The sequence below is a fragment of the Streptomyces sp. NPDC002845 genome (assembly GCF_053591955.1).
Genome location: NZ_JBSFUU010000035.1, coordinates 77,735 through 103,207 on the forward strand (window position 1 = coordinate 77,735; position 25,473 = coordinate 103,207).

The following is a 25,473-nucleotide window of genomic DNA, read 5'->3' on the forward strand; positions in this document are numbered from 1 at the left end:
GCGAGCCGCAGCAGAGGGGGTGCCCGTGTCTCTGTCCCGCTCGTCGTCCCGGTCCCGGCTCCGTTTCCGTTTCCGGTTCCGGCCGATCGGCGCGGCCCTGGTCGCTCTCCTGCTCTGTCTGCTGGCCGCTCCGGGCGTGAGCGCGGCCCAGGGGCCCACGGTCCTGGTCACCCGGGTGGACGACAGCATCACGCCGGTCATGGCGGACCATGTGGCGGACGGCGTGCGCATCGCCGAGGACGACGGACACCAGGCTCTGCTGATCGAGATCGACACGCCCGGCGGCCTGCTGGAGTCCACGCGGGACATCGTCCAGACACTGCTGGGCGCGGAGGTCCCGGTGGTCGTCCATGTCACGCCCTCGGGTGCGCGTGCCGCCTCGGCAGGGGCGTACATCTCCCTGTCCGCGCACATCCTGGCCATGGCACCCGGCACCCACCTCGGCGCGGGCACTCCGGTCACCTCCAGCGGGGGTGAGACCAGCGGGAAGGTGGTCGAGGACGCGGCCGCCTTCGCCGTCTCCATCGCCGAACGGCGCGGCCGGAACGCGGAGTTCGCCGAGAACATGGTGCGCGAGGGCGAGGCGGTCGCCAACCGGGAGGCGGTGCTCCGGAACATCGCCGACGTGACGGCCGGTTCGCGCGCGGAACTGCTCGACCGGATCGACGGGCAGCGGGTGACCCTCGACTCCGGCGCCGAGCGAACGCTTTGCACGGCCGGAGCCACCACGGTCGCGCACGACCTCGGGTTCTTCGGTGAACTGCGCCAGTGGCTGGCCAGCCCCGAACTCGCCTACCTCTTCCTCGTGATCGGCATGCTGGCGCTCCTGTATGAACTGGCCATCCCGGGCGTGGGGTTCGCGGGCATCGCCGGTGTTCTCCTGGTCGCCCTGGGCCTGATCGCGTTGAGCGTGCTGCCCTTCAACGCCGCCGGCCTGGTGCTGCTCGCCCTGGCCGCCGTGCTGTTCATCGGCGAGGTGTTCACCGCCGGCATCGGGGTCTTCGCCGCCGGTGGCGCGCTCTCCCTGCTGCTCGCCGGGGTGTTCCTCTTCCGCGGAGACGTCGAGGTCGACCCCGCGGTGCTGTGGCCCACCGCCCTGGTCGCCGGAGGCGGTGCGCTGCTCGCCGGGCGCCTCGCCTGGCGGGCCCGCCGCGCCCCGCCCGCGTCCGGCACGTCCGCCCTGGTCGGCAGGGAAGCGACCGTGCGGGCCGGGAGCCAGATCTCTCTGGACGGCGCGTGGTGGGCCGTACGTACGTCCGACGGCGCCCAGGTCCCCGAGGGCCGGCGCGTACGAACCGTGGACCTCGACGGCCTGCGCCTGATCGTCGAGCCGGTCGGGCCCGTCGAGGCCGATTCCCAAGACCAGGAGGACCAGCCATGAGTTCCACCCTGCTCACCATCGTTCTGGTGGCGGCCTTCATCGTGCTGCTCGCCCTGATGTCGGTGCGGATCGTGCCCGAGTACGAACGCGGGGTGATCTTCCGCCTGGGCCGCATCATCGGTGCCAAAGGGCCGGGCCTGTTCCTGATCATCCCGTTCGTCGACCGGCTGGTCCGGGTCTCGCTGCGGACCGTGACCATGGACATCCCGCCGCAGGACATCATCACCAAGGACAACGTCACCGTCCGGGTCAACGCCGTCACCTACTTCAACGTCGTCGACCCCAACCGCTCCGTCGTTGCCATCGAGGACCACGTCAAGGGCACCTCGCAGATCGCCCAGACGACGTTGCGCAGTATCCTCGGCCAGATCGACCTGGACGAACTCCTGGTCAACCGGGACGAGATCAACCAGCGGCTGCAGCAGATCATCGACGGCGTCACCGACCCGTGGGGTGTGAAGGTGACCCTGGTCGAGGTCAAGGACGTGGAACTGCCGGAGAGCATGCGGCGCGCCATGGCCCGGCAGGCCGAGTCCGAACGCGACCGGCGCGCCAAGGTCATCCACGCCAAGGGCGAGTTCGAGGCGGCCCAGACGCTCAGCGACGCCGCGGAACGGCTGGAGGACCACCCCGCCGCCCTCCACCTGCGGATCCTGTCCACCATGTCCGAGATCTCGTCGGAGCGGAACTCCACCCTCATCTTCCCGCTGCCGATGGAGGTCCTCCGCGTCCTGGACAAGCTCCGTGTGGACGAGGACCGCACCGGCACCAAGTCCGTGGAAAGCGGCAAGCGGTGATTCATCGGCGTTGAACCCCACCAAGTTCCCGGACGGTGCTCTGCTCCTACTCCTCCTCCGGCGACCGCGCGCGCTTCCGGCGGCGATAGGCGGCCGCGCGGTCCTTGCCGCCGCAGGCGCTGCTGGAGCACCAGCGGCGTCTGCCGGGGCGGCTGGTGTCGACGAACAGCAGACCGCACTCGGGGTCGGCGCATTCACGGATGCGGTCGGCGGCGGTGCCGGAGAACAGGTCGATCGCGTCGCGGGCGAGCGTGCTGAGCGCGGCCCGCTCGGCTCCGGTCGCCGGGAGGGTCAGGCGGCCGGTGCCGGACCGGAGGACGGGGACCAGCGGAGGAGCCGCGGCGGCTGCGTTGATCAGCGCCTCGTCCCCGGCGGCGGGCGGCCGTCCGTCGATGACGTACCGGGCGTGGCGGTGGATCGCCTCCCGCAGGACACGGGCCGCCTCCAGCCCCTCGGACGTGATCGCGACGGGCTCGTCCAGCAGACCCGCCTCCCGGTACCAGCGGGCCAGGTCGGAGGGGTTCCGCAGGCGTTCGTGACGGCCGCGCCGACGCTCGCCGACCGTGGCCACGAAGGCCAGACACAGGCGGCCCGAGTGGAAGTCGAACGCGAGTTCGTCCGCGGGTGCCGCGGGTACGGCGCCGGGCCGGGTTGCCTGTTCGGTCACGTCACGACTACAACTCGTGACGTGACCGAGGAATCCGAACACGCGATCCACTGGCCGTCCGTCGAAGCGTTCCTGAAGGACCGGGGAACCGATCGGATGCCCCATCCCGGAGGCACCCTGCTGGAACACCTGGGCCGCGTCCGCAGGCTCCTGGCGGAGTGGGGAGCCGACCCCGACGTCCAGGCCGCGGGGCTGTGCCATGCGGCATACGGGACGGACGGCTTCGACCAGGCCCTGCTGCCGGTCACCGAGCGCGCGGTGCTGGCCGAACTCATCGGCGAGCGGGCCGAGACGCTGGTCCACCTGTACGCGAGCTGCGACCGCGGGTTCGTCTACCCGCGCATCGACGGGGCCACGGAGGTGACGTTCCGGGACCGCTTCACGGGCAGGGAGCACACCGTCGCCGAGACGGACCTGCGGGCCTTCCTCGACATCACGGCCGCAAATGAACTCGACGTCCTGGCGCACAACCAAGAGCTGGCCGCACTGCACGGACCGAGCCTGCGCCGGTTCTTCGCCCGCGCGGGCGACCTGCTGTCCGCGGCGGCGCGAGAGGCCTGCGACCGGCAGCTCGGCACGCAACCGTCTGAGCCCGTCGGCACGGACGCGCCCGCGCCCGGTGTACGGATCGCCGCGCTCGACCACCTGGTGCTCACCGTCGCCGACATCGAGCGGACCGTCGACTTCTACGAGCGCGTCCTCGGTATGCGCCCGGTGACCTTCGGGGAGGGCCGCCGGGCGCTGGTCTTCGGCACCAGCAGGATCAACCTTCACGAGGCCGGCCGCGAACTCCTCCCGCGCGCCACGCGTCCCACTCCCGGCAGCGCGGACCTGTGCCTGCTGACCGACGTGCCCCAACAGCGGGTCCTCGACCACCTGAGCGCCTGCGGCGTCCCCGTGGAGGAAGGCCCCGTACCGCGCACCGGCGCTCAAGGGCCCATCATCAGCACGTATGTGCGCGACCCCGACGGCAACCTGATCGAGATCAGCACACCCGAACACGCGTGAGCCGGTCGCGCAGAACGTGGTGGGGCCTGCCGGAACCCCGGAGCGTTCCGGCAGGCCCCGCCGGGGATCGGGTCAGCGTGGGCCGTACGCCTCGGGCAGGCGCATCCCGCGATCGGCCATGATCTGCCGTACGCGGTCGGGGTAGTCGGTGATGATGCCGTCGACGCCCATGTCCATCAGGGCCTCTACCGTGGCCGGGTCGTCGCAGGTCCACGGGACGACCTTCAGGCCCCGGGCGTGCGCCGCGGCGACCATGGCCCGGTCGGCGTAGAAGCGGAAGCCCGGGTCGCCGACCTTGCCGCCCTGCGGGATGCCGTAGTTGGGGGAGAGGGCCCTGACGCCGGGGACGGTGGCGGCCGCCTTCACGAAGTCCCCGTCGTAGTCGTCGGCGTCGATCCCGCCGAGCCACGGGGAGGCGCCGGGCTGGCCGACCTGGAGGAAGTCGTAGTTCGGCAGCGCCACCAGCGGCCACCTCGGCGTGAGCCGGTGCATGGCCTTCAGCGCGCCCCAGTCGAAGGACTGGATGGTGACCTGGCGTTCGATGCCCGAGGCGCGGATCTCCTCGTACACGCGACGCACGAACACCTCGCGTGGCGCGGTCTGTTCGGGCGCACCCGCCTCGACCTTCGTCTCGATGTTGAGCTTGACCCCCTTGGCCCGGTAGCTCTTCACCAGGTCGAGGACGTCCTTGAGCTCGATCATCCGCAGCCCCTTGATCTGCTCCTGCTCGGGGAAGCCGGGCAGTTGCCGGTAGCCGCAGTCCATGGTCCTGATCTGCGCCAGGGTCAGGTCCTTGATGTACTTCCCGACGTACGGGTACTGCGGGTCGCCCGGCGTGACCGGCGCCGTGTCGCGGCACTTCTGGGCGCTGACCTGCCGGTCGTGGGTGACGACCACCTTGAGGTCCCTGGTCACCTGGGTGTCCAGTTCCAGGGTGGAGACCCCCAGCCGCAGTGCCTTGCCGAACCCTTCCAGGGAGCTCTCGGTGGTCATGCCGAGTCCGCCGCGGTGGGCCTGCAGATCGAAGCGGGTCTGCTGGGGCCGCACACCGGTGGCCTCGGCGGATGTCGCGTGCGCGGCCACAGGTAAGGCGAGCATGGGCAGGGCGGCCAGGCCGACGAGGGCATGTCCTGCGGACATCGAAACCTCACTCGTGTCGGTATCGGATGACCGCAGGACGGTAGTGGGGCCCTCGGCATGTGCGACAGCCTCGACGCGAGGATGGCGTGAACACTCGGGGAATCCATGGGGCCTGCCCGACGGCGGCCCGGCCGCCTACCTGCCGCTCACCGACCGGGCCCGCCCTCGACGAGGCGTCTCAACTCCGGCAGGAGCGTGTCGAGATCCTCTCTACCGACCCACGTGAGCTTTCCATCGGCCAATGTCAGGCGAAACGCGCTGGTCCCGGGCCGGTCGGACGTCATCTCACGCACAGGTTGTGAGATATGTGTGAAACGGTGGCAACCCCCGGGCAGACGCAAAGCGGCCCCGCTGCGGGGAGGTTTCCGGTTCCTCCCGCAGCGGGGGGCTACGGACGGGCCCGGGACCCGCCCCGCCGGAGGTTTCCGGTCCTCCAGCGGGACGGGCGTCCAGTCGGGCCGTGCGGCCCGCGCGAGCAGGACGCGGGCCAGGATGCGGATCGCGTCCGGGTCCGGGTCCGGGCCGACGAGATCGGCATGCTCGCGGTGTGCGTAGATGTCCCAGCCGGGGCCGGAGCTGCCCGGCTCGTGGCCGAGGTACACGGCGTTCCGGGTCGTTGACCGGCTCGCCGCAGTGGCGGCAGAAGCGTACGGCCGAGGTCATGACGCGCCCCGAGCCTGGGTCTCGTACGCGCAGCCGGCGTGGATGCGGCCGGAGAGCCGGCCTCCGGAAAACTGACGTGATCATGTGTCAGGGATTCGGAGAGGTCGCTGATCGGCCCGTCGCAGCGCAGGCACGTCACCGGCTGGGTCAGCGTCTCGTAGTGGTCGCACAGGACGTTCAGTACACGGGCCAGGCGCCGGGCGTGACCGGCGGCCCCGCCGTACCTGCGGCCGGGCTCGGCCTCAAGCCTGCTGCGCGCTTCCCACACGCACCCGAGCGCGCTGTAGCGGAGGATGCTCCCCTCCTTGAGTTCCCCGGCGGCCTGCTCCACCTCGGGGGCGAGCAGTTCCAGGTGCCCGCGCAGGAGGCGAGTGAGGGTGTTCATCTCGTCGGCGGGCGGGGGCAGCATGCCGGGCCCGTCGTCCGGGCCGAGGAGGCGGCGCGCACCGGCGCGCATCGTCTCGATGTCGACGGGCAGGGCGGGCGTCTCTGCCGTGGTGTTCGGGCGGGTGGTAGAAACGGTCACTGTCGGCGCTCCTCCACAGCGTTCGGCCGCGCCCCGGGAGGCGACCACCTCGCCGCTCGTCTCGGTGGAGCTGCTGTCGGCTCGGCGAGGTGGGCGTCGAAGCGGCGCGTCAGCTCGGTGACGCATGGGCGTGTCTGCTCACAGGCATCTGTCGTCGGGCTGCACCGCGGTCCGCCGGTAGCCGGTCACCGCATCGCAGAACACCGCGAACGCCTCCACGTCCCACGGCGTCAGCACCCGCTTGCGGATCAGGTCCGGGACCAGGCGCCGCCACACGTCCAGCGCCGACTCCGTGCTGTCCTCCCCCTCAGCGTCCAGGTCGACCAGCCACGCGGGCGGCCCGATCTTCCCCTCGTCAGGCACCGGCTCCGCATCGTTGACCCACGTCTGCACGACCTGGGCCGCCCAGTGTGGCTCCGGGTGGACTGGGTGTTGACCACAGAGGACCGGTCAAACACTGTCATCGTCACCAAGGCGGGCGCATTGGCCATCTACATGTCAGCTACTGACGGGCTCCACTTCCTGCTTGTTGCCGGCCTGGCTTCGTGTGGAACGCTCTGGGCATGCCTGTATGGAGGTGCCCGGTGGTTGCGCACAAGGCGCGGCAACGAGCTGGCCGTGTTCCCGCCAGGACTCCGACGAGCAGTAGGCGGACAACGAGGGCCCGGGACACCGTGTGGCGTGCCGGGCCCTCGTCGTGGTCGGGGTGACGGGGGTCCGCGTTCAGTCTCGGGCTCACGGCGGCCTCGCCGGGTTGTCGGCCCCTCGGCCGGTCCGGCTCCCATCCCGATCCGTTGCCCGCGGCAGTTACGATCACGGCGTCGGCGACTCCGGCTCGCTTCTGGCAGGTTCCCCCTCTTCAGGCACGTCGGCGGAGCCAGTCCACTTTCGCTCCTCAACACGCCTTCCCCGAACCAGCGAGGCCTGCCGGTCTCAGCGTCAGCCTCAAGCATCGCGTGGATGCCGTCAGCTCCGATGAGGGCGGCGTGTGAGAATTCGTTAGATCTGGTCAGTCGTGGACCATTCAATATCGCCCCTGACCTGCAAGGATTCAAGGGCCCGCAGGATTGTGTCGAGATCCTGACCGCTTCTGAAGGCGATCACGGTCGTACCGTCGCCGCCGTCGCCGCCGTTGCCGTCGCCCGCGCGGGACCGGGGCGCGGGGAAGAGCGCGAGCACCTCGCGCATGGCGTCGTCGAGTTCGGCGACGGGTTCGGCGGACTCGCCCCGCAGCCAGCGCCGTAGCACGTGGTTGTGGGCGGCGACCACGGCGGCCGCCATGAGTTCGGCCCGGAGCGACGCCGGCTCCCCGGTGCCGCCCATCCAGTCGGCGATGAACTCGCGGAACAACCGCTGGTAGCGTGCCACGCCGGCGATCTCGCGGTCGCGCAGGGTGGGCACCTTGCTGGTGAGGGCGTAGCGCCGGCGGGCCAGTTCGCCCTCGTCGATGTAGTGCAGCAGGACGAGGCGGACGGCGTCGGACACGGCGACCAGGGCGGTGCTGTGGTTGGAGGTCGCCAGCCGGTCTCGGATGAGCGTGATCAGCCGGTCGTGGTCGGGGAAGATCACGTCTTCCTTGGACCGGTAGTTCCGGAAGAACGTGGTGCGCCCGACGCCGGCTCGCTCGGCGATGTCGTCGACGGTGGTCTGCTCGTATCCGCGCTCGTCGAAGAGGGTGAACGCGGCGTCGGCGAGTCGGATCCGTGCGGGTGGCTTGCTCATGGGCGCTCATCCTTCCTGGTCCGAGGGCCCGACTGCCACTCGCGCGAGGCTCGCCCGGGGACCTTGAAGAGGGAACTCGTAAACTTAGTGAACGATAGTTCAGGGCCACAGAGCCATCGGGAAACGGAGCCATCGGGAAGGCGGGCGTGATGGCGGAGACGACGGTCGAGGACCTGCGCGCGGACGGGCACACCGACTGGCGGGTGTACGGCCCGCTGGAGCTGCCGCCGATCCTCGCGCACGCGCTGGACGCCATCGTGGAGCACGGCTACCACGCCACCACGGTCCGGGATCTCGCGCGCCGCGTGGGGGTGACCGTACCGGCCCTGTACTACCACTACGCCAACAAGCAGGCCATCCTCGTCGAACTGCTGCTCGGCTCCCTGGCTTCGGTCCTCGGCCGCTGCCGTACGGCTGTCGAGGAGGCCGGGGACGACCCGGTGGACCGGTTCGGCGCACTCGTCGAGTGCATCGCGCTGTACATGACCCACCGGACCCCGCTCGCCTTCCTCGACACGGAGATCCGCAGCCTCGAACCCGGCAACCGGGCCCGCTATGTCGCCCTGCGTGACGAACTCGAAGGCCTCCTGCGCGACACCGTGCGAGAGGGCGCGGACGCCGGGGTCTTCACCATCCCGGTCCCGGTGGAGGCGAGCCGCGCCGTGCTCACGATGTGCCAGGGCATCGCCCACTGGTACCGGCCCGACGGCGAGCTCACGCCGTTCGACATCGCCAAGCGGTACGTGACCATCGCCCTGGCCACGGTCGGCCACCGGCCCGCCTGAAGTCCCGCCGTCCTCCCCGGAGTCAGGGCCTGTCCGGCGGATCACGCCTGGGCCGCGGGGTCTGGCACGCACTCCCCCAGAGGGGATGCCCCCAGCGCCGTTGTCGTCGGTAGCCGACGCTCTGTGTCGCCCGCCGCGGCAGCGGCTGATGTCACAGCCTCCTCCGCCTTGCGGCTGCACGTTCCCCCTCGCGCGAACCGGCTTCGCCCGGCTCGCGCGAGGGCACCCCCATGACCCCGCTCACCGGCACTTTCAAGGTCACCGCAGGTCGAAGCCGACGTGATCCGCCGGACAGGCCCTACCGCGGAGCCATCCGGATCGCCCCGTCGAGCCGGATCGTCTCCCCGTTGAGCATCGGGTTGGCCACGACATGGGCGACCAGGTCGGCGTACTCCTCGGGGCGGCCGAGGCGGCTCGGGTGGGGGACCTGGGTGCCGAGCGAGTCCCGCGCCTCCTGCGAGAGCCCGGCGAGCGGCGGGGTGGCGAACAGACCCGGCGCGATGGTGACGACCCGGATGAGGTGCTGGGCCAGGTCGCGGGCGAGGGGCAGGGTCATGCTGACCACACCGCCCTTGGAGGCGGCGTACGCGGCCTGGCCGATCTGGCCGTCGAAGGCGGCCACGGAGGCCGTGTTGACGATGACCCCGCGCTCCTCGCCCACCGGCGCCGAGCCGGTGATCATGCGTTCGGCGGCGAGGCGGATGACGTTGAAGGTGCCGATCAGGTTCACCTCGACGGTCCGGCGGAACTTCTCGTACGGGAACGGGCCCTGCTTGCCGACGACGCGGAAGACGTCCGCGCCGATGCCCGCGCAGTTCACCAGGGTGCGGAGCGTACCGAGGCCGGCCGCCGTGTCGAGGCGGCGGTGACCTGGGCCTCGTCGGTCACGTCCGTCGGGGCGAAGGCGGCGCCGGTGCCGAGGCTGTGGGCGACCTCCTTGCCCTCGGAGGACGGCAGATCCGCGACGACGATCCGGGCGCCGTCCGCCGCCAGCCGTCGCGCGGTGGCCAGGCCGAGGCCGGAGGCGCCTCCGGTGACTAGGACGACATCGGCGTCGGTGAGCTGCATACGGGTGCTCCTCCTGCGCGCGGCCGAGCCTTAGTTAGCGTTCGTTCAGTGAGGTGTCGTCATCGTACGAACGCCCCGGTGCCTTGGGAAGGGGTGAGCCCTCGGAACCGGCTGGGCTTCGGTGAACTGGTTGAGGGCGCCCGGCCGAGCGTTCATGCTGGGATCAACCCGTGGGGCGGGACCTGCGGCGTACCCGAGAGACATCGTCATGGACAAGGACGTTCTGGGCCCCGACCGGGAGGCCACGGCCGTGATCGACGGCGGCGGTCGGATCGTGGCCTGGAGCGCGGGAGCGAGGCGGCTGCTCGGGTACGAGGCGGCGGACGCGGTCGGCCGTGACGCCGGGCAGCTGCTCGCGGACGACGTCCCCGCCGACGCCCGGAGCGCCCTCGCCGCCCGTACGGCGTGGAGCGGGCGTACCGTCCTGCGGACCCGTGACGGGCAGCGGCGGGAGCTGGTGGTCCGCGCCCAGCCGCTCGCCGCTGATGGCGGACCGCTGTGGATCGTGGCGGCCGCCGAGCCGGCGGAGACGGCAGAGCCCGCGCCCGGCCTGCTGAAGCGCTGGGCGATGGATCAGCTGCCCATCGCCGTGGTCGTCTGCGACGACGCACGGCGGGTCGTCGGCACCAACGACGCCTTCAATGCCTTTGCGGGAGCGACCGAGGACGAGCTGTTCGGGCTGGGTCTCGCCAAGCAGATCTCCGGCGCGATCCTCCCCGGCACCGAGGAGATCCCCCGTCTGGCCGAGCAGGCCATGCGCAGCGGCGAGGTCGTACGCCACCAGGCGTACATCCGCACCCCCGGCGTGCCGCGCGAGCGCTCCTGGTCCTCCCTGCTCTACCCGCTCCGGGACCCGCAGGGCCGGGTGCGCGGAGTCGCCTCCGCCGTGTACGACACGACCGAGCAGTACTGGGCGCGGCGCCGACTGTCCGTGGTGAACGAGGCGAGCGTGCGGGTGGGCACCACACTGGACGTCACCCGGACGGCGCAGGAACTCGCCGACATCGGCGTCGAGGGGTTCGCCGACTTCGTGATCGTCGACCTGCTGGACGAGCTGTTCCAGGGCGGCGAGACGGACACCGGAACGGAAGGGAGCCCGCCGCTCTTCCGCCGCTCCGCCCAGGCGTCCGTGCTGAAGGGCTGCCCGGAGGCGGTCATCGCCGTCGGACGGCGGCACGTCTACCAGGAGGACTCACCGCAGGCGGACGCGCTGGCCACCGGGCGCCCCACCCTGCACCGCCTCGATCCGTCCCGCCCGCCCGCATGGCTGATCGCGGAGCCGGAGCGGGCCGAAAGTGTCCGCACGCACGGCATTCACAGCATGCTGGTCGTCCCGCTCAGAGCCCGCGGGGTCACGCTCGGGCTGGCCCAGTTCCACCGGCACCGTACGGGGCAGCCCTTCGGCGCCGAGGACCTGCTGCTGGCCCGGGAGATCGCGGCCCGCGCGGCCCTGTGCGTCGACAACGCCCGCCGCTACACCCGCGAGCGGACCACCGCGATCACCCTCCAGCGCAGCCTCCTCCAGCGCGGTACGCCCGCCCAGTCGGCCGTGGACGTGGCCACCCGCTATCTGCCCGCCGGGTCGCGCGCGGGCGTCGGCGGCGACTGGTACGACGTGATCCCGCTCTCCGGCGCCCGCGTCGCCCTGGTGGTCGGCGACGTCGTCGGCCACGGACTGCGGGCCTCGGCGACCATGGCCCAACTGCGCACCGCCGTCCGTACGCTGGCCGACGTCGACCTGCCCCCCGACGAACTGCTCACCCAGCTCGACGACGTGGTGATCCGCCTGGCCCGCGAGGCCGCCGGACAACACGACGTCCCGACGGCGGCGGAGACCAGCGCCGCCTGCCTGTACGCCGTGTACGACCCCGTGTCGCGTCGCTGCTCCCTCGCCAGCGCCGGACACGTGCTGCCCGCCGTGGTGACGCCCGACGGCACGGTCGACTTTCCCGACCTGCCCGTCGGCCCGCCGCTCGGGGTCGGCGGACTGCCCTTCGAGAACTCCGAGTTCGAGGTCCCCGAGGGCAGCCTGCTCGCCCTCTACACGGACGGCCTGATCAAGGCGAGGGAGCGTGGCACCGACGAGAGCCTCGCGCTCATGGGCGAGGTACTGGGACGCCGGCCCGGACGCGGCCTGGAGGAACTCTCCGACGAACTGCTGAAGACACTCCTGCCCGCCCGCCCCGCCGACGACATCGCCCTCCTCCTGGCCCGCACCCGCGTCCTCGACACCGCCCGCGTGGCGACCTGGGACATCCCGGCCAACCCCCAGGTCGTCGCCGAGGCCCGCAAGTACGCGACGGCACAGCTGGCGGTCTGGGGCCTGGACGAGGCCGCTTTCATCACGGAACTGGTCGTCAGTGAACTCGTCACCAACGCCATCCGCTACGGCGGCGACCCCATCCGGCTGCGCCTCATCCGCGACACCACCCTCGTCTGCGAGGTCTCCGACGGCAGCAGCACCGCCCCTCATCTGCGCCGGGCCCGCGTCTTCGACGAGGGCGGCCGGGGGCTCCTCCTCGTCGCCCAGCTCACCGAACGCTGGGGGACACGGCAGACGACCGTGGGGAAGACCATCTGGGCGGAGCAGGCGCTGCCGGACGAGCCTTAGGGAGCGTTCCTAGTGGTGTGCTGCTGTCCGGCGCGCCGCCGCCGTCAGCGCCAGCGCGCGTCGTAGCAGACGTCGCACAACTCGAACACGGGCTCCCCGCGCACCGGGTCCTCGGGGTCGGTGAGCCGTACCCGCATGCCCGGGTGGATGGCCATGAACGGGCCCTTCACCCGCCCGCGCACGGTGAACCCCTCGGACATCTCGACGAGGGACACATTGCGCGCGGCGGGGGTGTTGCGCCGGACAACGGTCGTCCGGCGGATGGTCCCCTCGCCCGTGCTGCGCTCGGTCCGCAGCTCGGTCGAGGCGCAGACGGGGCAGAGCAGTCGCTGGTAGGTGGCGGTGCCGCACCACCGGCACCGCTGGTAGGCGAGGGTCTCCTGGCACGGTGCGGCGTCGAGAACTCCCGCCGCCGTCCCGATTTCCGGCTGGAACACGATGCCATCTCCTTGCACTGCGGTGGGCCGGATCCGGTGCGCTCGCACAGAGTGCGCACGCCGGCATCGTACGGTACTCAGTTCCGGCAGGAAAGGTACTGAGTACCGTACGTTCGATGGCGGCCCCAGAGCCGCCGACGGCTCAGTGCGCGACGGGCCAGCCGCTGCTCCAGTCCAGAAGGTTGATGCCGAGCTTCGGGGTGCCGTTGTCGTCGCGGTCGTAGTAGTGGTAGACGATCAGGTCGCCGTCCACGTCGTTGAGGATCGACTGGCCGCCGGGGCCGATGACGGCGCCGTGCGACTCCAGTACCGGTGTGCTGCCGTTGCTCAGCATCGGCACGCCGTTCCTGTCGTAGTACGGCCCGGTGACACTGGTCGCCCGGCCGACCTTGACCTTGTAGGTCGAACTCGTGCCGGCGCAGCATGTGTCGTACGAGGCGAACAGGTAGTAGTAGCCGTTGCGTTTGACGACGAACGGCGCCTCGACGGCCTTGGTGCCGGTCGGGCGGGAGGCGAGCGAGTAGAGCGTGGTGTTCGACGCGAGCTGCTTGCCCGTCGACGGATCGATCTGGATCATCTTGATCCCGGACCACCAACTGCCGAACGACAGCCACCACTTGCCGTCCCCGTCGACGAACAGGTTCGGGTCGATGGCGTTGTAGTCGGTCGACGGGCTCCATGTGTGGACGATCCCGTAGTCCGTCCAGCTGCCGGGCTGCCCGGTGCTCGAACCCGCCAGCCCGATCGCCGAGTTCTGCGAACCGAAGGACGAGACGGAGTAGTACATCAGGTACTTGCCACCGTGGTACGAGATGTCCGGCGCCCACGCCTGAGGCACCGACGAGTAGCGCGACCACCAACCGGGCCGCGCGGAGAAGGCATCCCGGCCCGCGCCGAACGCGACGCGGTCGGTGGAGGTGCGGTTGCTGATACCGCCGCCGGTGGCGTACAGCAGGTACTGCCCCGACGAGGTGCGGATCATCGTCGGATCGTGCACGACGGTCGCACCGGTGACATGCCCCGGATCGGGATACGCCGACGCGGTGGACGGCAGCAGGGCCAGCAGGACGGCCGCGGGCAGGGCCATGACACCCCTGCGCAACAGGCCGCCCGACCTGCCTCGACGCTTTCGACGGGGGTGCGTTCGGGTTCGGCTCATCCGGGTCTCCTGGTCCGTGCGGGATTCCGTCCGGCAGGTGCGGGACGTGCGGGACGTGCGCGTGGCCGTACGCTGTGTAGTCGCCGCCCGGGCCCTTGAGGTTGCCGGGTGCCTCATGGCCCGGGAGCCGGGCGACGCCGACGTCACGACCACTCGGGTCCCGCCCAGACCGCTCCGCGCCCGTGTCCAGGCGCCGGCGCTGAGCCCAGGTGATCGGGATCGACCCGGGCTCAGCCCTGGTGACGCGCACCGAACCGCGCTACGGCTCGACGCCGGTGGCCCGTTACGGCAACGGGCAGTGGCTGGAGGGCAGTTGCTGGACCACCGGCTTGCCCGGACACGGGCGGCAACGGCTACCGGTGCTGGATGGGGGTCTTCACACGCCGCACCGTCGGCTACGTCAACGACCGGTTTCTCGACACCGGCGACTGCGTGCTCTCACCCCTGGGGGAGCCGTGCTCACCGCCACGGCCTCCGCCCTCCTCGTCGCAGCGAGACCGGAGGGCGCCGCGATCCACCAGTGCGGCATCTCCGGCGACCGGACCCCGTGCGCCTACGTCACCGGCATCAACCCCGGGTCCCACCTGGCCGTGCCCACCGCACCCGGCTACGGAGCCCCGAATCCCCCGTCTTCGGCCAGTACCGCGACCGGGACGACCCCGGCCTCATCTGCTGGACCACCGGCGGCGCGCACACCTGCAAGTCCCGGACAGACCTTGCGGCTGCCGCGCCGTGCCGTGGTGGTGCCCCGTGCGTCGGCGGTGTCAGAGCCTGTGTCATGTCCCCGGTCGGATCAGCGCACGTCGTCATGGGGGTCCCCCCGCTCAAGCGCAGCCGAGAGTGGGGGAGCGTGCGATCACAAGGCGCCGGAAGGTCCTCGATGGGGGCGGCCCCGCGCGAGCGAAGCCGAGCGTGGGGGAGGAGCTACCAGGGCCTTTCGGCAACGCGGCTGGGGGTCCCCCCACGCCCTTAAGGCAGTGGGGGAGTGCGTGCCAGGCGGCGGGCGCCCGGCCGGGGATATGCACAGGCTCTCAGTCGTGGGCCGCCCACTGACCGCGTACGTGGCCCAGGTGGCGGGTCATGACCTCGCGGACCGCCTCCCCGTCGCGGTCGATCAGCGCGTCGAGGAGTTCCAGGTGCTCCTGGGCGGAGGCCGGCAGGCGGCCCGCCTCGACGAGCGCGGTGAGGCCGTAGAGGCGGGACCGCTTGCGCAGATCGCCGACGACCTCGACGAGGTGGGCGTTGCCCGCGAGGGCGAGCAGGCCGAGGTGGAAGCGGGTGTCGGCCTCCACGTACGCGATGAGGTCGCCCGCGGCCGCCGCGGCGACGATCTCGCGGGCGGCAGGGCGCAGGGCCTCCAGGGAGACGGGGTCGGCGATCCTGGCCAGCTCCACAGTGGTCGGGATCTCGATGAGCGCGCGGATGTGGGTGTACTCGTCGAGCTGCTGTTCGGAGACGGCGGTGACCCGGAAGCCCTTGTTCGGCACCGTGTCGACCAGGCCCTCCTTCGCCAGGTCGAGCATGGCCTCGCGGACCGGGGTCGCCGAGACCCCGAAGCGGGCGGCGAGCATGGGCGCCGAGTAGACCTCGCCGGCGCGCAGCTCACCCGCGATCAGCGCGGCCCGCAGCGCGTCCGCGACCCGCTCGCGGTAGCTGCTCTTCTTGCCGCCGAGCGTGGGCAGGGCGGGCGCGGCGGAGGGTGCGCTGCTGCGCTGGGCGGCCATGGGTTGTCCTTGAGGAGGTGAGGCGGTCCGGGAGGAGACCGGACCGGGTGTGGCTGGTGGGACGAATCCAGAGAACGACAGACGAATCCGAAGGAATCTAGAGAACGAATCCTGCCGGGAACGGGTCTGACGGATCGAGCAGGTACTGCGCCGTGCCCGTGACCCAGGCCCGCCCGGTGAAGCTGGGCAGCACGGCCGGGAATCCGGCGACCTCCGTGGTGCCCAGCAGCCGTCCGGTGAAGCGCGTGCCGATGAACGACTCGTTCACGAACTCGGTGTTCAGGGGAAGTTCCCCGCGCGCGTGCAACTGCGCCATACGCGCACTGGTACCCGTACCGCACGGTGAGCGGTCGAACCACCCGGGGTGGATCGCCATCGCGTGCCGGGAGTGGCGGGCGGTGGAGCCGGGGGCGTACGCGTGGACGTGGTGGACACCGCGGATGGAGGGGTCCTCGGGGTGGACCGGTTCGCCCTCCGCGTTGATGGCCTCCATGAGCGAGAGTCCGGCCTTGAGGATGTCGTCCTTGCGGGCGCGGTCGAAGGGGAGGCCGAACTCGTCCAGCGGGAGGATCGCGTAGAAGTTCCCGCCGTACGCCAGGTCATAGGTGACCGTGCGCCCGTCGGGCAGGGTGGCCTTGCGGTCGAGGCCGACGCAGAAGGACGGCACGTTCTGCAGCGTGACTGCCTTGGCCGCGCCGTCCTCCACCGTGACCTCGGCGACGACGAGGCCCGCCGGGGTGTCGAGGCGGATGGTGGTGACCGGTTCGACGACCTCGACCATGCCCGTCTCCACCAGCACCGTCGCCACGCCGATCGTGCCGTGACCGCACATCGGCAGATAGCCCGAGACCTCGATGTAGACGACGCCCCAGTCGCAGTCGGGACGCGTGGGCGGCTGGAGGATGGCGCCGCTCATCGCGGAGTGACCGCGCGGCTCGTTCATCAGCAGCTGCTTGATGTCGTCGCGGTGCTCACGGAAGTACAGCCGCCGCTCGTTCATGGTCGCGCCCGGGATCGTGCCGATGCCCCCGGTGATGACCCGGGTCGGCATGCCCTCGGTGTGCGAGTCGACGGCGTGCAGGACGAGTTTGCTGCGCATGGGACCCCTCCCTGTCAGGTCTGTACGGCACTGTCTGTACGGCAGGCACTGCCTGTACGGCGCGTCTGTACGGCTCTGTACGGCGCTCAGGCCAGCCCTGCCGCCACGGCCTTCTCGGTCGCGGCCCGGATCGCGGCCTCCTGCTCGGGCAGCAGAGCAACGCGCGGCGGACGACAGGGGCCGCCGTGCCGGCCCACGATGTCCATGGACAACTTGATGGCCTGCACGAACTCGACCTTGGAGTCCCAGCGCAGCAGCGGGTGCAGCTGCCGGTACAGGGCCTCGGCCGTGGCGAGGTCGCCGCGCACGGCCGCCCGGTACAGCTCGACCGTGGCCTTCGGCAGCGCGTTCGGGTAGCCGGCCACCCAGCCCTTGGCGCCCGCGAGCGCCAGCTCCAGCAGAACGTCGTCGGCGCCGATCAACAGGTCCAGTTCCGGGGCGAGTTCGGCCAGCTGGTAGGCGCGACGGACGTCACCGGAGAATTCCTTGACCGCGTGGATGTGCCCCTCGGCGTGCAGCTTCGCGAGCAGTTCGGGGACCAGGTCGACCTTGGTGTCGATGGGGTTGTTGTACGCCACGATCGGGACGCCCGACTTCGCGACCTCCGCGTAGTGGGCGAGCACCGACCGTTCGTCGGCACGGTACGCGTTCGGCGGCAGCAGCATCACCGACTCGCAGCCCGCCTCGCGTGCCTGCTCGGCCCAGCGGCGGGCCTCGACGCTGCCGTACGCGGCGACACCGGGCATCACCCGCGTCCCGCCGATCGCCGCCACGGCCGTCTCGACGACCTTGGCGCGCTCCTCGGGGGTCAGTACCTGGTACTCGCCGAGCGACCCGTTCGGTACGACGCCGTCGCAGCCGTTCTCGACCAGCCAGGCGCAGTGCTCGGCGTACTTGTCGTAGTTGACGGAGAGGTCGTCGTCGAGCGGGAGGGCGGTGGCGACGAGGACGCCGCGCCAGGGGCGGTTTTCGATGGTGGCCATGGATGTTCCCTCTCAGTGGGGTGTGACATATTACTGCGTTTTGCGGGGCGCGGGCTGTGGTGCAACCCCGGTCAGGATCAGTCTTCCGGTTTCCCGGCCTCCCCGGCGCGGGCCAGCACACCCAGCGGTACCGGCCGGGCGAACGGCCGTCGGCCCGCGCCGAGTTCGCACCCGGCGAGTCCCGCCACCGCCGGCCCGCACATCCGGCCCTGGCACCAGCCCATACCGGCACGGGTGAGCAGCTTGACGGTGCGCAGATCACCAGCGCCCAGTTCGGCGACGGCCTCGCGGACGGCCCCGGCCGGGACCTCCTCGCAGCGGCAGACGACCGTGTCGTCGGTGACCTGCTCGGTCCAGTGCGCGGGAGGCACGTAACAGCTGTCCATCGCCACGAAGAACCTCCGCAGCTTCGTACGTGCCCGGGCGGCCGCCGCCCACGCGCGCGGGTCGGGTTCGGTGCCCGCGAGCCGGGCCGCGACCGACCGTCCGGCGATGTGCCCCTCGGCGAGCGCCAGGCCCGCGCCCCCGATGCCGGTGGTCTCGCCCGCCGCCCATACGCCGGGCACGTCGGTGCGCTGCTCGTCGTCGGCGTACACCGTGAGCCCGTCGATACGGCAGCCGAGGCTTTCGGCGAGGTCGGTGTGCGGCAGCATGCCGTGCCCGACGGCGAGCGCGTCGCACACGATGCGCCGCTCGGTGCCGGACCGCACCCGGCCCTCGGCGTCCAGCGCGGCGACCGTCACCGCCTCCACCCGCTCCTCGCCGTGTGCCGCCACCACGGTGTGGCGCGCCTTCACCGGAATACGGTGCCGCAGCAGCGCGGCCGCGTACTGGGCGCCCTCGGCCAGCTTGGCGGGCTGTGCCGCCAGGTCCGCCGTACGCCGCACAAAAGCCCGGGGATCGGCCGATTCGACCAGCGCGGCGACCTCGGCACCCGCCGCGGCCAGCCCGGTGGCCACGGGCAGCAGCAGCGGCCCCGTGCCCGCGACCACCACCCTGTGCCCGGGCAGCACGAGCCCGCCCTTGAGCATGGCCTGGGCGCCGCCCGCGGTGATCACGCCGGGCAGGGTCCAGCCGGGGAACGGCAGCACCGTCTCGTACCCGCCGGTCGCCAGGAGCACGGCGTCCGCGTGCACCTCGACGGGCTCCTCCTGCGCGGGCCCGAGCAGAGCGTGCACGGTGAAGCCGCTGGAGACCTCCCCGAAGTCCCGCTCCACCAGCCACACATGATGATCTGTCAGATGCTGTACGCGCCCCTTGCCGATGTGCCCGTCCAGGCCCTCCCGCAGCCGCCGCCATGTGCGCCACTGGTGGTGCAGCGCCTCGGGGCGGCGCGCCCCGAGCCCGGCCGCGGGCTGCCGGTAGAACTGTCCGCCCGGCTCGGCGGCCGCGTCGATCAGCGTGACGCGCACGCCCCGCCCGGCGGCCGCCAGGGTCGCGGCGAGCCCCGCCGGACCCGCGCCGATCACCGCGAGGTGCGGTCGTTCACCGCTCATGCCCCGTCCCCTCCTGCGTACGGATGTCGGCGCCCGGCTCGGCCGGGACGAGACAGGCTCGCTGGTTGGGGCGCTCGTCGACGGTGACCAGGCAGTCGAAGCAGACGCCGATCCCGCAGAAGATCCCGCGCGGGCGGCCTTCGCCCCGTGTGGAGCGCCAGGAGGAGACGCCCGCCGCCCACAGCACGGCGGCGACCGTCTGGCCGGGCAGCGCCTCGATCTCACGGCCGTCGAAGGTGACGGTGAACGCCGGACCGGGCCGGGCACCGGCCAACTCCGGCGGGGTACGGGACGTCACGGTGCCTCCTCCTCGTGCAAGGGGAAACGATCAGGCCGGAACGGCGACAGATCCAGCTCCGGAGACCTACCGGCCAGCACCTGAGCGATCAGATGGCCCGTCCCGGTGGCGAGGCCGATGCCCGCGCCCTCGTGCCCGCAGGCATGGAACAGCCCCGGCAGCCGCGGGTCGGGCCCGATCGCGGGCAGATGGTCGGGCATGTACGGCCGGAACCCCACGTACGTCCGCATCGCGCGGACCCCCTCCAGGAACGGGAACAGCCGGGTCGCCCCCGCCGCCAGCGCCCGTACGACCGGCAGGGAGAACGACCGGTCGAAGCCCACCCGCTCCCGGCTCGCACCGATCAGGACCGGCCCCGCCGCCGTGCCCTCGACCACCGGCGAGGTCTGCAGCGCAGCGGAGTCGCTGGCGACGTCGGCCACGTAGTCGGCGGCGTACACCTTGTGCCGCACCATGCGGGGGAGGGGCTCGGTGACGAGGACGAATCCGCGCCGGGGGAGCACGGGCAGGCGCACGCCCGCGAGGGCGGCGACCTCGGCGCCCCAGGTACCGGCCGCGTTCACGACGGCCGGGGTGTGGATGTCGCCGCGGTCGGTGCGCACCCCGCGTACGGAGCCCTCCGGTGCGCGCAGCACCTCGGTCACGGTCCGGCCGGTGAGCAGCCGCGCACCCGAGGCCCGGACGAGATGGGCGGCGGCGAGCGACGGCATGACCTGGGCGTCCTGCGGATAGAGCACACCGCCGGCCAGGGTGGGCGCCAAGTGCGGCTCAAGATCCGGGAGTTGGTCCGCCGGAACACTCACGGCCCGCACTCCCGCCCTGCGCTGTCCGTCCACGAAGCCCTCCAGGGCCGCGAGTCCGTCGGGCGTGGAGGCGACGACCACGCCCCCCTTGGCCTCGTACTCGATCGCCGTCGCGAGCCGCGTATCGGCGGCGAGGTCCGCCCACAACCGGCCCGACAGCAGGGCGAGTCCGAGCTCGGGGCCCGGTTCCTTGTCGGAGACGAGCAGATTGCCCTCGCCCGCGCCGGTCGTGCCGCCGGCCACCGGGCCGCGGTCCACCACGACGACGTCCAGGCCCGCCCGGGCCGCGTACAGGGCGCAGGCCGCGCCCACCATCCCGGCCCCGACGACCACGACATCGCAGGTCAGTCGGTTGCTCACGCCAGTACTATGTCACATGTTCCTGTACGGAACAGAGACCGAACAGAGACCGGGCGTCCCCTCACCGCGTATGCCGCCTGAAGAGGTGACGCTTGTGGCGCGGCCTCCCGGTCTGCCCGGTCCGCTCCTTCCGCTCGGTCTCCCGCGCGCGCTCCGCCGCCTCCGGCTCCATCACGTGCACCTTCCGGCCACCGCACTCGGGACACACCGCGTCGGACAGGGGCGACCGGATCGCATGGCCGACCTCGTCGACGTACTCCTGCGTGGTCAGCCCCGTGGGATCGTTCGGGTCGGTGAAGAACATCACCTGGAACGTGGCCTCCCAGGTGTGCCCGCAGTCACCGCAGGCGAACGCGAAGGTCTCGGGCACCGCCTTGGGGTCCGGCACCGCTCCGGGGTCCGACTCGTCCATGGGGCGGTTCCTCTCTCGCAACACCTGGCCCCCTCGGACTTCCAGGGCACAACGCGGCACGTCGTACGGCAACTCGAACGCCCCGCCCGGCATGCCCGCACCCCCGCCCGCCCCGACACTGGGCTCATGCACGTCGGCCCTCGCTCCCAGCCCGGCCCCATCGAGGACTACGCCCTGGTGGGGGACCTGCTGACCGCGGGCCTGATCGGCAGGGACGGCAGCCTGGACTGGCTGTGCCTGCCGCGCTTCGACTCGCCCGCGTGCTTCGCCGCGCTGCTCGGCGACGAGGGCAACGGCCGCTGGCGCATCGGCCCGGCGGACCCGGCCGGGGCGCGCGCCCACCGCCGCTACCGCGGCGAAACCCTGATCCTGGACACCGAATGGGAGACCGCGGACGGCCGCGCCCTGGTCACCGACTTCATGCCGCGCCGCGAGGGTGCCCCCTGCGTCGTACGGATCGTCGAGGGCCTGTCCGGCAGCGTGGACCTGCGCATGGAACTGCGGCTGCGCTTCGACTACGGGGGCGTGGTGCCGTGGATGCGCCGGACGGCCGGGCAGCTCACGGGGATCGCCGGGCCCGAGTCCGTCTGGCTGCGCACGCCCGTACGGCTCACCGCCCACGGCACGGCCCACACCGCCGACTTCCGGGTCACCGCGGGCGAACGGATCCCCTCCGTCCTGACCTGGCATCCCTCCCACCTGCCCGCTCCGGACCCGGCGGACGCGTTCGACGCGCTGCGCGCCACCGAGGCGTACTGGAGCGACTGGCTGCGCCCCATGACGTACGACGGCCCGTACCGCGACGCCGTCGTCCGCTCCCTCATCACGCTCAAGGCGCTCACCTACGAACCCACCGGCGGCATCGTCGCCGCTCCCACCACCTCCCTCCCCGAGGAGGTCGGCGGGGTCCGCAACTGGGACTACCGCTACTGCTGGCTCCGCGACGCCGGGTTGACCCTGGAGGCGCTGCTGCGCAGCGGCTTCACCGCCGAGGCCGACGCCTGGCGGGCCTGGCTGGAGAGGGCGGTGGCGGGGCGGGCACGGGACATCCAGATCATGTACGGCATCGGGGGCGAGCGGCGGCTCACCGAGTGGGAGGCCGACTGGCTCGGCGGCTACGAGGGTTCGCGGCCGGTACGGATCGGGAACGCGGCCGCCGGACAGGAACAGCTCGACGTACCGGGCGAGTTGATGGACACCCTCTGTCTGACCATCCGCTCGGGGCTGCGCCCGGAGCGCCATCTGCTCGCCCTGCAGAACATGCTGCTCGACCACCTGGAACAGGTGTGGCCCGACCCCGACCAGGGTCTGTGGGAGACGCGCGGCGCCCCGCGCCACTACACCCACTCCAAGGTCATGTGCTGGGTCGCCTTCGACCGGGCCGTCCGTATGGCCGAGCGGCACGCACGCCCCGGGCCCGTCGGGAAGTGGCGGGAGATCCGCGACCGCATCCACCGCGACATCTGCGAGAAGGCCTTCGACCCGGTCCGCGGCACGTTCACCCAGTCGTACGGCTCCCGCCCCCTCGACGCCGCGCTGCTGCTGATCCCGCAGACCGGCTTCCTGCCCCCGGACGACCCTCGGATCGTCGGCACCGTCGAGGCCGTACAGCGCGAACTCCTCGCCGACGGCCTGGTGCTGCGCTACCCGGCCGGCCCCGACGACGCCCCGGACGGACTCCCCGGACGCGAAGGCGCCTTCCTGGCCTGCTCCTTCTGGCTCGCGGACGCACTGCTGCACATCGGCCGGGAGGCCGAGGCACGGCCGTTGTTCGACCGGCTGCTGGCGCTCCGCAACGACGTCGGCCTGCTCGCGGAGGAGTACGACCCCGTCGCGTGCCGCCAACTCGGCAACTTCCCCCAGGCGTTCACGCACGTGCCGCTGATCCGGGTGGCCTACGAACTGGACCGGCACGCCACGCACGCCCGACGGGAATCGACGTGACGCCCCGTCACCACGTGTCGACAAACGCCCGCTGCGGCTCCTCACCCGCCTCGTAACCCTCCAACGCCGCCCGCACCCACCCCCGGGACGCCGCCGGAAATGCTCATGGGCACCAGCATGCCAAGAGCCAGGTCCTGGCCGCCCGGTGCGTGGCGCCGGGTGCTCAGCTGTTCGCGGCCCGCCCGATCGACTCCACCAGCGGCAGCAGGCGGTGCGGCACGCGCTCGCGCAACGCCACCTCAGTGCGGGTCCGCACCACGCCCGGCAGGCTGATCAGCACCTGGATCACGTCTTCGAGGTGGGCGTTGTCGCGGGCCGCGACGCGGGTCAGGAGATCGCCGCCGCCCGTGATCGAGAACGCCTCGATGATCTCGGGTACGCCGGCCAGCGCGTCACCCACGTCGTCGAGATGGCCCTGGGTGACCTCGATGTGCACGAAGGCGAGGACGGGGTGGCCGAGGGCGGCGGGGGAGAGGGACGGGCCGGTTCCGGTGATCACGCCGTCACGTTCCAGACGGTCCAGGCGGGCCTGGAGCGTGCCTCGGGCGACGCCGAGGATGCGGGCGTACTCGCGCACGCTGGTGCGCGGCTGTTCCAGGAGCAGACGCAGGATGCGGGTGTCGAGCTCGTCCACGGCCATGGTCCGTTGGCCTCCCTGTCGCCTCGGGTGCTCATGAGTGACTGTACCAATGGCCCAGCCGAACGCGAGCCGGTTGAGCCACTGCTGCACTGACGCTTACCTTGTGCCCATCGATGGCGCCGCACAGCGCAGGACGGCAACGAAGCCGGTCCGTGCCCGCGGCGCCATTCCCATGTCCTTGAGATGTGCTTGAGGTGGGTTCTTCCAGGGAGGAGGCGGCAGCCGGCGGTGAAGAGGATGTTCGTTGCCCCGGATCCGGGCCTGCTGCGACTGCGGGTCTCGCTGCGGGCGGTGCTCGGCATCGGCATCGCGGTGACCGCGTCGGAGCTGGCCGGATTGTCGCTGTCCGCCTCCATCACGGGCGGGCTCGCCGCGCTGCTCGCGCTGTTCACGGTCGGCGACGCGACCGTGCGCGGCCAGGCGGCCACCACCGCGCTGCTGCCGGCCGTCGGCTTCCCCGTACTCGCGCTCGCGACCGTGCTGCACGAGGTGCCGGCGCTGCGCGACGTCACGTGGCTCGCGGTGATCTTCTGCGGTGTGTACGCCCGCCGCTGGGGCCCGCGCGGCCACGCGCTCGGCATCTTCGCCTTCATGACCTTCTTCATCACCCAGTTCCTGCAGGCCCGGCCGGGCCAGTTGCCGGAGCTGTACGCGGCGATGGCGCTGTCGCTGGCCGTGTCCGGTGCGGTGCGCTTCGGCGCCTGGTGCATCGAGCGCCGTACGCCACCAGCCGTGGCGCCCGCGCCCGCCGACGGCCGCGGCCTCGCCCGGCCCACCACCCGCCAGGCCTTCCAGGCGACGGCCGCCTGCGCCTTCGCGGTCGCCGCGGGCCAGCTGCTCTCGCACGAGCGCTGGTACTGGGCAGTCGGCACCGCCTGGTGGATCTTCGTGAACACCGCCTCACGCGGCGAGACCCTCGTCCGGGGCTTCCGGCGCGTCCTCGGGACGGTCACCGGCATCGTGGCCGGGCTCCTCGTCGCCGTACCGCTGCACGGCGCCGCGACGCCCACGGCCGCGCTCGTCGCCGTGTGCGTGTTCGGGATCTTCTACACCGCCGCCGTCTCCTACAGCTGGATGATGTTCTTCGTGGCGTCAAGGCGTATGCCTGCGAGACTGCCGGTCTGACGGCCGTTTTCCCAGGTCAAGCACTGCTCTCGCGCGAGTGCGGTGATTCGCGGGTGCGGTCAGCTGTGGGTGGCTTTGGTCAGACGCTTGCTGACTCCGTGCTGACTTTCGTGATGGGCCGTCAGTACCCGAGTGGTGGCTTCTCGTGCAGGTGCGCACGGCGTGTTGGCCCAGAAGAAGCCCAAGTCGCGCGAGCGCCGGGGCGTCCACGTGTATCCGGGGACGCCAGTAATGATCAGAGAACTTTGACGGAATGGCGGACTCTGCTGCTCAATTCCGTGCGGGGTGACGGTGGGCGCGGGATGATCGTCCGTGCGGCTGTTGTCCTGTAGTGCGGCCGTGGGGGTGATGCGGATGTCGATGCGGCCGAAGGGGCTGCCGGAGGTTCCGGCGCAGACTTCGGCGGTGGCCCGGGCGGCGTTCCCGCAGGGGAGCCTGGCGATGCGGGTGCGTGATCGGCTCGCGGAGGTCTTCGCCGACGAGCCGTTCGCCGACGCGTTCGGGGTGCGCGGTGCCCCGGGGCTGTCACCGGGGTGTTGTCGATGGTCACGGTGTTGCAGTTCGCCGAGGACCTGACCGATCGGCAGGCCGCGGCGATGGCGGTGCGGGCGATCGACTGGAAGTA

The 25,473-nt window shown here is 71.7% G+C and carries 21 protein-coding genes and 2 pseudogenes; 7 read left to right on the forward strand and 16 right to left on the reverse strand.

The features are described 5' to 3' along the window. The first annotated feature begins 25 nt into the window (after window positions 1-25). Together ACWD3C_RS25270 and ACWD3C_RS25275 are read left to right on the forward strand one after the other, a co-directional pair. On the forward strand, window positions 26-1,381 hold the full coding sequence (locus ACWD3C_RS25270) for an NfeD family protein (protein ID WP_451147592.1): 1,356 nt from the start codon (window positions 26-28) through the stop codon (window positions 1,379-1,381). Further along, window positions 1,378-2,178 (forward strand): slipin family protein, encoded by an 801-nt coding sequence (locus tag ACWD3C_RS25275; RefSeq protein ID WP_451147594.1) that lies wholly within the window; start codon window positions 1,378-1,380, stop codon window positions 2,176-2,178. The genes ACWD3C_RS25270 and ACWD3C_RS25275 overlap by 4 nt, the downstream gene beginning before the upstream one ends. A gap of 46 nt (window positions 2,179-2,224) precedes the next feature. Here the strand turns inward: ACWD3C_RS25275 and ACWD3C_RS25280 are convergent, their stop codons facing one another. Beyond that, window positions 2,225-2,845, reverse strand: a complete 621-nt coding sequence (locus ACWD3C_RS25280; RefSeq protein WP_451147596.1) for a CGNR zinc finger domain-containing protein — start codon at window positions 2,843-2,845, stop codon at window positions 2,225-2,227. 21 nt (window positions 2,846-2,866) lie between these two features. Between ACWD3C_RS25280 and ACWD3C_RS25285 the strand changes: the two genes are divergently transcribed. After that, window positions 2,867-3,853, forward strand: a complete 987-nt coding sequence (locus tag ACWD3C_RS25285; RefSeq protein ID WP_451147598.1) for a VOC family protein — start codon at window positions 2,867-2,869, stop codon at window positions 3,851-3,853. Between the two features lie 72 nt (window positions 3,854-3,925). Here ACWD3C_RS25285 and ACWD3C_RS25290 read toward each other — a convergent pair whose 3' ends face one another. From ACWD3C_RS25290 to ACWD3C_RS25305, 4 genes are all read right to left on the reverse strand, one after another. After that, complete coding sequence (locus tag ACWD3C_RS25290; RefSeq protein ID WP_451147600.1) at window positions 3,926-4,993, reverse strand: glycerophosphodiester phosphodiesterase family protein; 1,068 nt, start codon at window positions 4,991-4,993, stop codon at window positions 3,926-3,928. Between the two features lie 388 nt (window positions 4,994-5,381). Continuing rightward, the gene (locus tag ACWD3C_RS25295; protein ID WP_451147602.1) at window positions 5,382-6,182 is read right to left on the reverse strand and encodes a DUF6415 family natural product biosynthesis protein; all 801 of its coding nucleotides are present in this window, start codon (window positions 6,180-6,182) and stop codon (window positions 5,382-5,384) included. Between the two features lie 138 nt (window positions 6,183-6,320). Beyond that, a complete protein-coding gene (locus ACWD3C_RS25300; protein WP_451147604.1) occupies window positions 6,321-6,545 on the reverse strand; it encodes a P27 family phage terminase small subunit in 225 nt (74 codons plus the stop codon). A gap of 636 nt (window positions 6,546-7,181) precedes the next feature. Then, window positions 7,182-7,904, reverse strand: a complete 723-nt coding sequence (locus tag ACWD3C_RS25305) for a TetR/AcrR family transcriptional regulator (protein WP_451147606.1) — start codon at window positions 7,902-7,904, stop codon at window positions 7,182-7,184. A gap of 149 nt (window positions 7,905-8,053) precedes the next feature. Between ACWD3C_RS25305 and ACWD3C_RS25310 the strand changes: the two genes are divergently transcribed. Beyond that, a complete protein-coding gene (locus tag ACWD3C_RS25310) occupies window positions 8,054-8,689 on the forward strand; it encodes a TetR/AcrR family transcriptional regulator (RefSeq protein ID WP_451147608.1) in 636 nt (211 codons plus the stop codon). A gap of 298 nt (window positions 8,690-8,987) precedes the next feature. Here the strand turns inward: ACWD3C_RS25310 and ACWD3C_RS25315 are convergent. Continuing rightward, window positions 8,988-9,757 (reverse strand): annotated as a pseudogene (locus ACWD3C_RS25315) (3-hydroxyacyl-CoA dehydrogenase). A gap of 208 nt (window positions 9,758-9,965) precedes the next feature. On the opposite strand from ACWD3C_RS25315, the gene ACWD3C_RS25320 reads away from it, so the two are divergent. Beyond that, a complete protein-coding gene (locus ACWD3C_RS25320; protein WP_451147610.1) occupies window positions 9,966-12,368 on the forward strand; it encodes a SpoIIE family protein phosphatase in 2,403 nt (800 codons plus the stop codon). Between the two features lie 44 nt (window positions 12,369-12,412). Here the strand turns inward: ACWD3C_RS25320 and ACWD3C_RS25325 are convergent, their stop codons facing one another. From ACWD3C_RS25325 to ACWD3C_RS25365, 9 genes are all read right to left on the reverse strand, one after another. After that, the gene (locus ACWD3C_RS25325; RefSeq protein ID WP_451147612.1) at window positions 12,413-12,805 is read right to left on the reverse strand and encodes a Zn-ribbon domain-containing OB-fold protein; all 393 of its coding nucleotides are present in this window, start codon (window positions 12,803-12,805) and stop codon (window positions 12,413-12,415) included. Window positions 12,806-12,947: 142 nt separating this feature from the next. Further along, window positions 12,948-13,892, reverse strand: a complete 945-nt coding sequence (locus ACWD3C_RS25330) for an arabinan endo-1,5-alpha-L-arabinosidase (protein ID WP_451147614.1) — start codon at window positions 13,890-13,892, stop codon at window positions 12,948-12,950. Between the two features lie 1,103 nt (window positions 13,893-14,995). Then, window positions 14,996-15,688 carry a GntR family transcriptional regulator gene (locus tag ACWD3C_RS25335; RefSeq protein ID WP_451147616.1) on the reverse strand — a complete coding sequence of 231 codons (693 nt, stop codon included), beginning with the start codon at window positions 15,686-15,688 and terminating at the stop codon, window positions 14,996-14,998. Between the two features lie 97 nt (window positions 15,689-15,785). Further along, a complete protein-coding gene (locus ACWD3C_RS25340; protein WP_451147618.1) occupies window positions 15,786-16,787 on the reverse strand; it encodes a proline racemase family protein in 1,002 nt (333 codons plus the stop codon). Between the two features lie 86 nt (window positions 16,788-16,873). Further along, window positions 16,874-17,770 (reverse strand): dihydrodipicolinate synthase family protein, encoded by an 897-nt coding sequence (locus ACWD3C_RS25345; RefSeq protein ID WP_451147620.1) that lies wholly within the window; start codon window positions 17,768-17,770, stop codon window positions 16,874-16,876. Between the two features lie 77 nt (window positions 17,771-17,847). Further along, window positions 17,848-19,266, reverse strand: a complete 1,419-nt coding sequence (locus ACWD3C_RS25350; RefSeq protein ID WP_451147622.1) for an FAD-dependent oxidoreductase — start codon at window positions 19,264-19,266, stop codon at window positions 17,848-17,850. Further along, a complete protein-coding gene (locus tag ACWD3C_RS25355) occupies window positions 19,256-19,564 on the reverse strand; it encodes a (2Fe-2S)-binding protein (RefSeq protein ID WP_451147624.1) in 309 nt (102 codons plus the stop codon). The genes ACWD3C_RS25350 and ACWD3C_RS25355 overlap by 11 nt, the downstream gene beginning before the upstream one ends. After that, window positions 19,561-20,727 (reverse strand): NAD(P)/FAD-dependent oxidoreductase, encoded by a 1,167-nt coding sequence (locus tag ACWD3C_RS25360; RefSeq protein WP_451147625.1) that lies wholly within the window; start codon window positions 20,725-20,727, stop codon window positions 19,561-19,563. Before ACWD3C_RS25360 ends, ACWD3C_RS25355 begins: the two co-directional genes overlap by 4 nt. 61 nt (window positions 20,728-20,788) lie before the next feature. After that, complete coding sequence (locus tag ACWD3C_RS25365; protein ID WP_451147627.1) at window positions 20,789-21,139, reverse strand: hypothetical protein; 351 nt, start codon at window positions 21,137-21,139, stop codon at window positions 20,789-20,791. 126 nt (window positions 21,140-21,265) lie between these two features. Between ACWD3C_RS25365 and ACWD3C_RS25370 the strand changes: the two genes are divergently transcribed. Further along, complete coding sequence (locus tag ACWD3C_RS25370; RefSeq protein WP_451147629.1) at window positions 21,266-23,083, forward strand: glycoside hydrolase family 15 protein; 1,818 nt, start codon at window positions 21,266-21,268, stop codon at window positions 23,081-23,083. Window positions 23,084-23,246: 163 nt separating this feature from the next. Here the strand turns inward: ACWD3C_RS25370 and ACWD3C_RS25375 are convergent, their stop codons facing one another. Then, entirely contained in the window at window positions 23,247-23,723 is a 477-nt protein-coding gene (locus ACWD3C_RS25375) for an Lrp/AsnC family transcriptional regulator (RefSeq protein ID WP_451147631.1), read from the reverse strand. Between the two features lie 237 nt (window positions 23,724-23,960). On the opposite strand from ACWD3C_RS25375, the pseudogene ACWD3C_RS25380 reads away from it, so the two are divergent. After that, window positions 23,961-24,812: pseudogene (locus ACWD3C_RS25380) on the forward strand (FUSC family protein); the annotation flags it as partial. Window positions 24,813-25,473 lie beyond the last annotated feature (661 nt).

Bases quoted from the DNA above. Each gene is read 5' to 3' on its own strand.
- ACWD3C_RS25310 (WP_451147608.1), top strand. From the start codon at position 8,054: ATGGCGGAGACGACGGTCGAGGACCTGCGCGCGGACGGGCACACCGAC.
- ACWD3C_RS25365 (WP_451147627.1), bottom strand. From the start codon at position 21,139: ATGGACGAGTCGGACCCCGGAGCGGTGCCGGACCCCAAGGCGGTGCCC.
- ACWD3C_RS25290 (WP_451147600.1), bottom strand. From the start codon at position 4,993: ATGTCCGCAGGACATGCCCTCGTCGGCCTGGCCGCCCTGCCCATGCTC.
- ACWD3C_RS25305 (WP_451147606.1), bottom strand. From the start codon at position 7,904: ATGAGCAAGCCACCCGCACGGATCCGACTCGCCGACGCCGCGTTCACC.
- ACWD3C_RS25320 (WP_451147610.1), top strand. From the start codon at position 9,966: ATGGACAAGGACGTTCTGGGCCCCGACCGGGAGGCCACGGCCGTGATC.
- ACWD3C_RS25370 (WP_451147629.1), top strand. From the start codon at position 21,266: ATGCACGTCGGCCCTCGCTCCCAGCCCGGCCCCATCGAGGACTACGCC.
- ACWD3C_RS25375 (WP_451147631.1), bottom strand. From the start codon at position 23,723: ATGGCCGTGGACGAGCTCGACACCCGCATCCTGCGTCTGCTCCTGGAA.
- ACWD3C_RS25350 (WP_451147622.1), bottom strand. From the start codon at position 19,266: ATGAGCGGTGAACGACCGCACCTCGCGGTGATCGGCGCGGGTCCGGCG.
- ACWD3C_RS25345 (WP_451147620.1), bottom strand. From the start codon at position 17,770: ATGGCCACCATCGAAAACCGCCCCTGGCGCGGCGTCCTCGTCGCCACC.
- ACWD3C_RS25275 (WP_451147594.1), top strand. From the start codon at position 1,378: ATGAGTTCCACCCTGCTCACCATCGTTCTGGTGGCGGCCTTCATCGTG.
- ACWD3C_RS25330 (WP_451147614.1), bottom strand. From the start codon at position 13,892: ATGGCCCTGCCCGCGGCCGTCCTGCTGGCCCTGCTGCCGTCCACCGCG.
- ACWD3C_RS25335 (WP_451147616.1), bottom strand. From the start codon at position 15,688: ATGGCCGCCCAGCGCAGCAGCGCACCCTCCGCCGCGCCCGCCCTGCCC.
- ACWD3C_RS25340 (WP_451147618.1), bottom strand. From the start codon at position 16,787: ATGCGCAGCAAACTCGTCCTGCACGCCGTCGACTCGCACACCGAGGGC.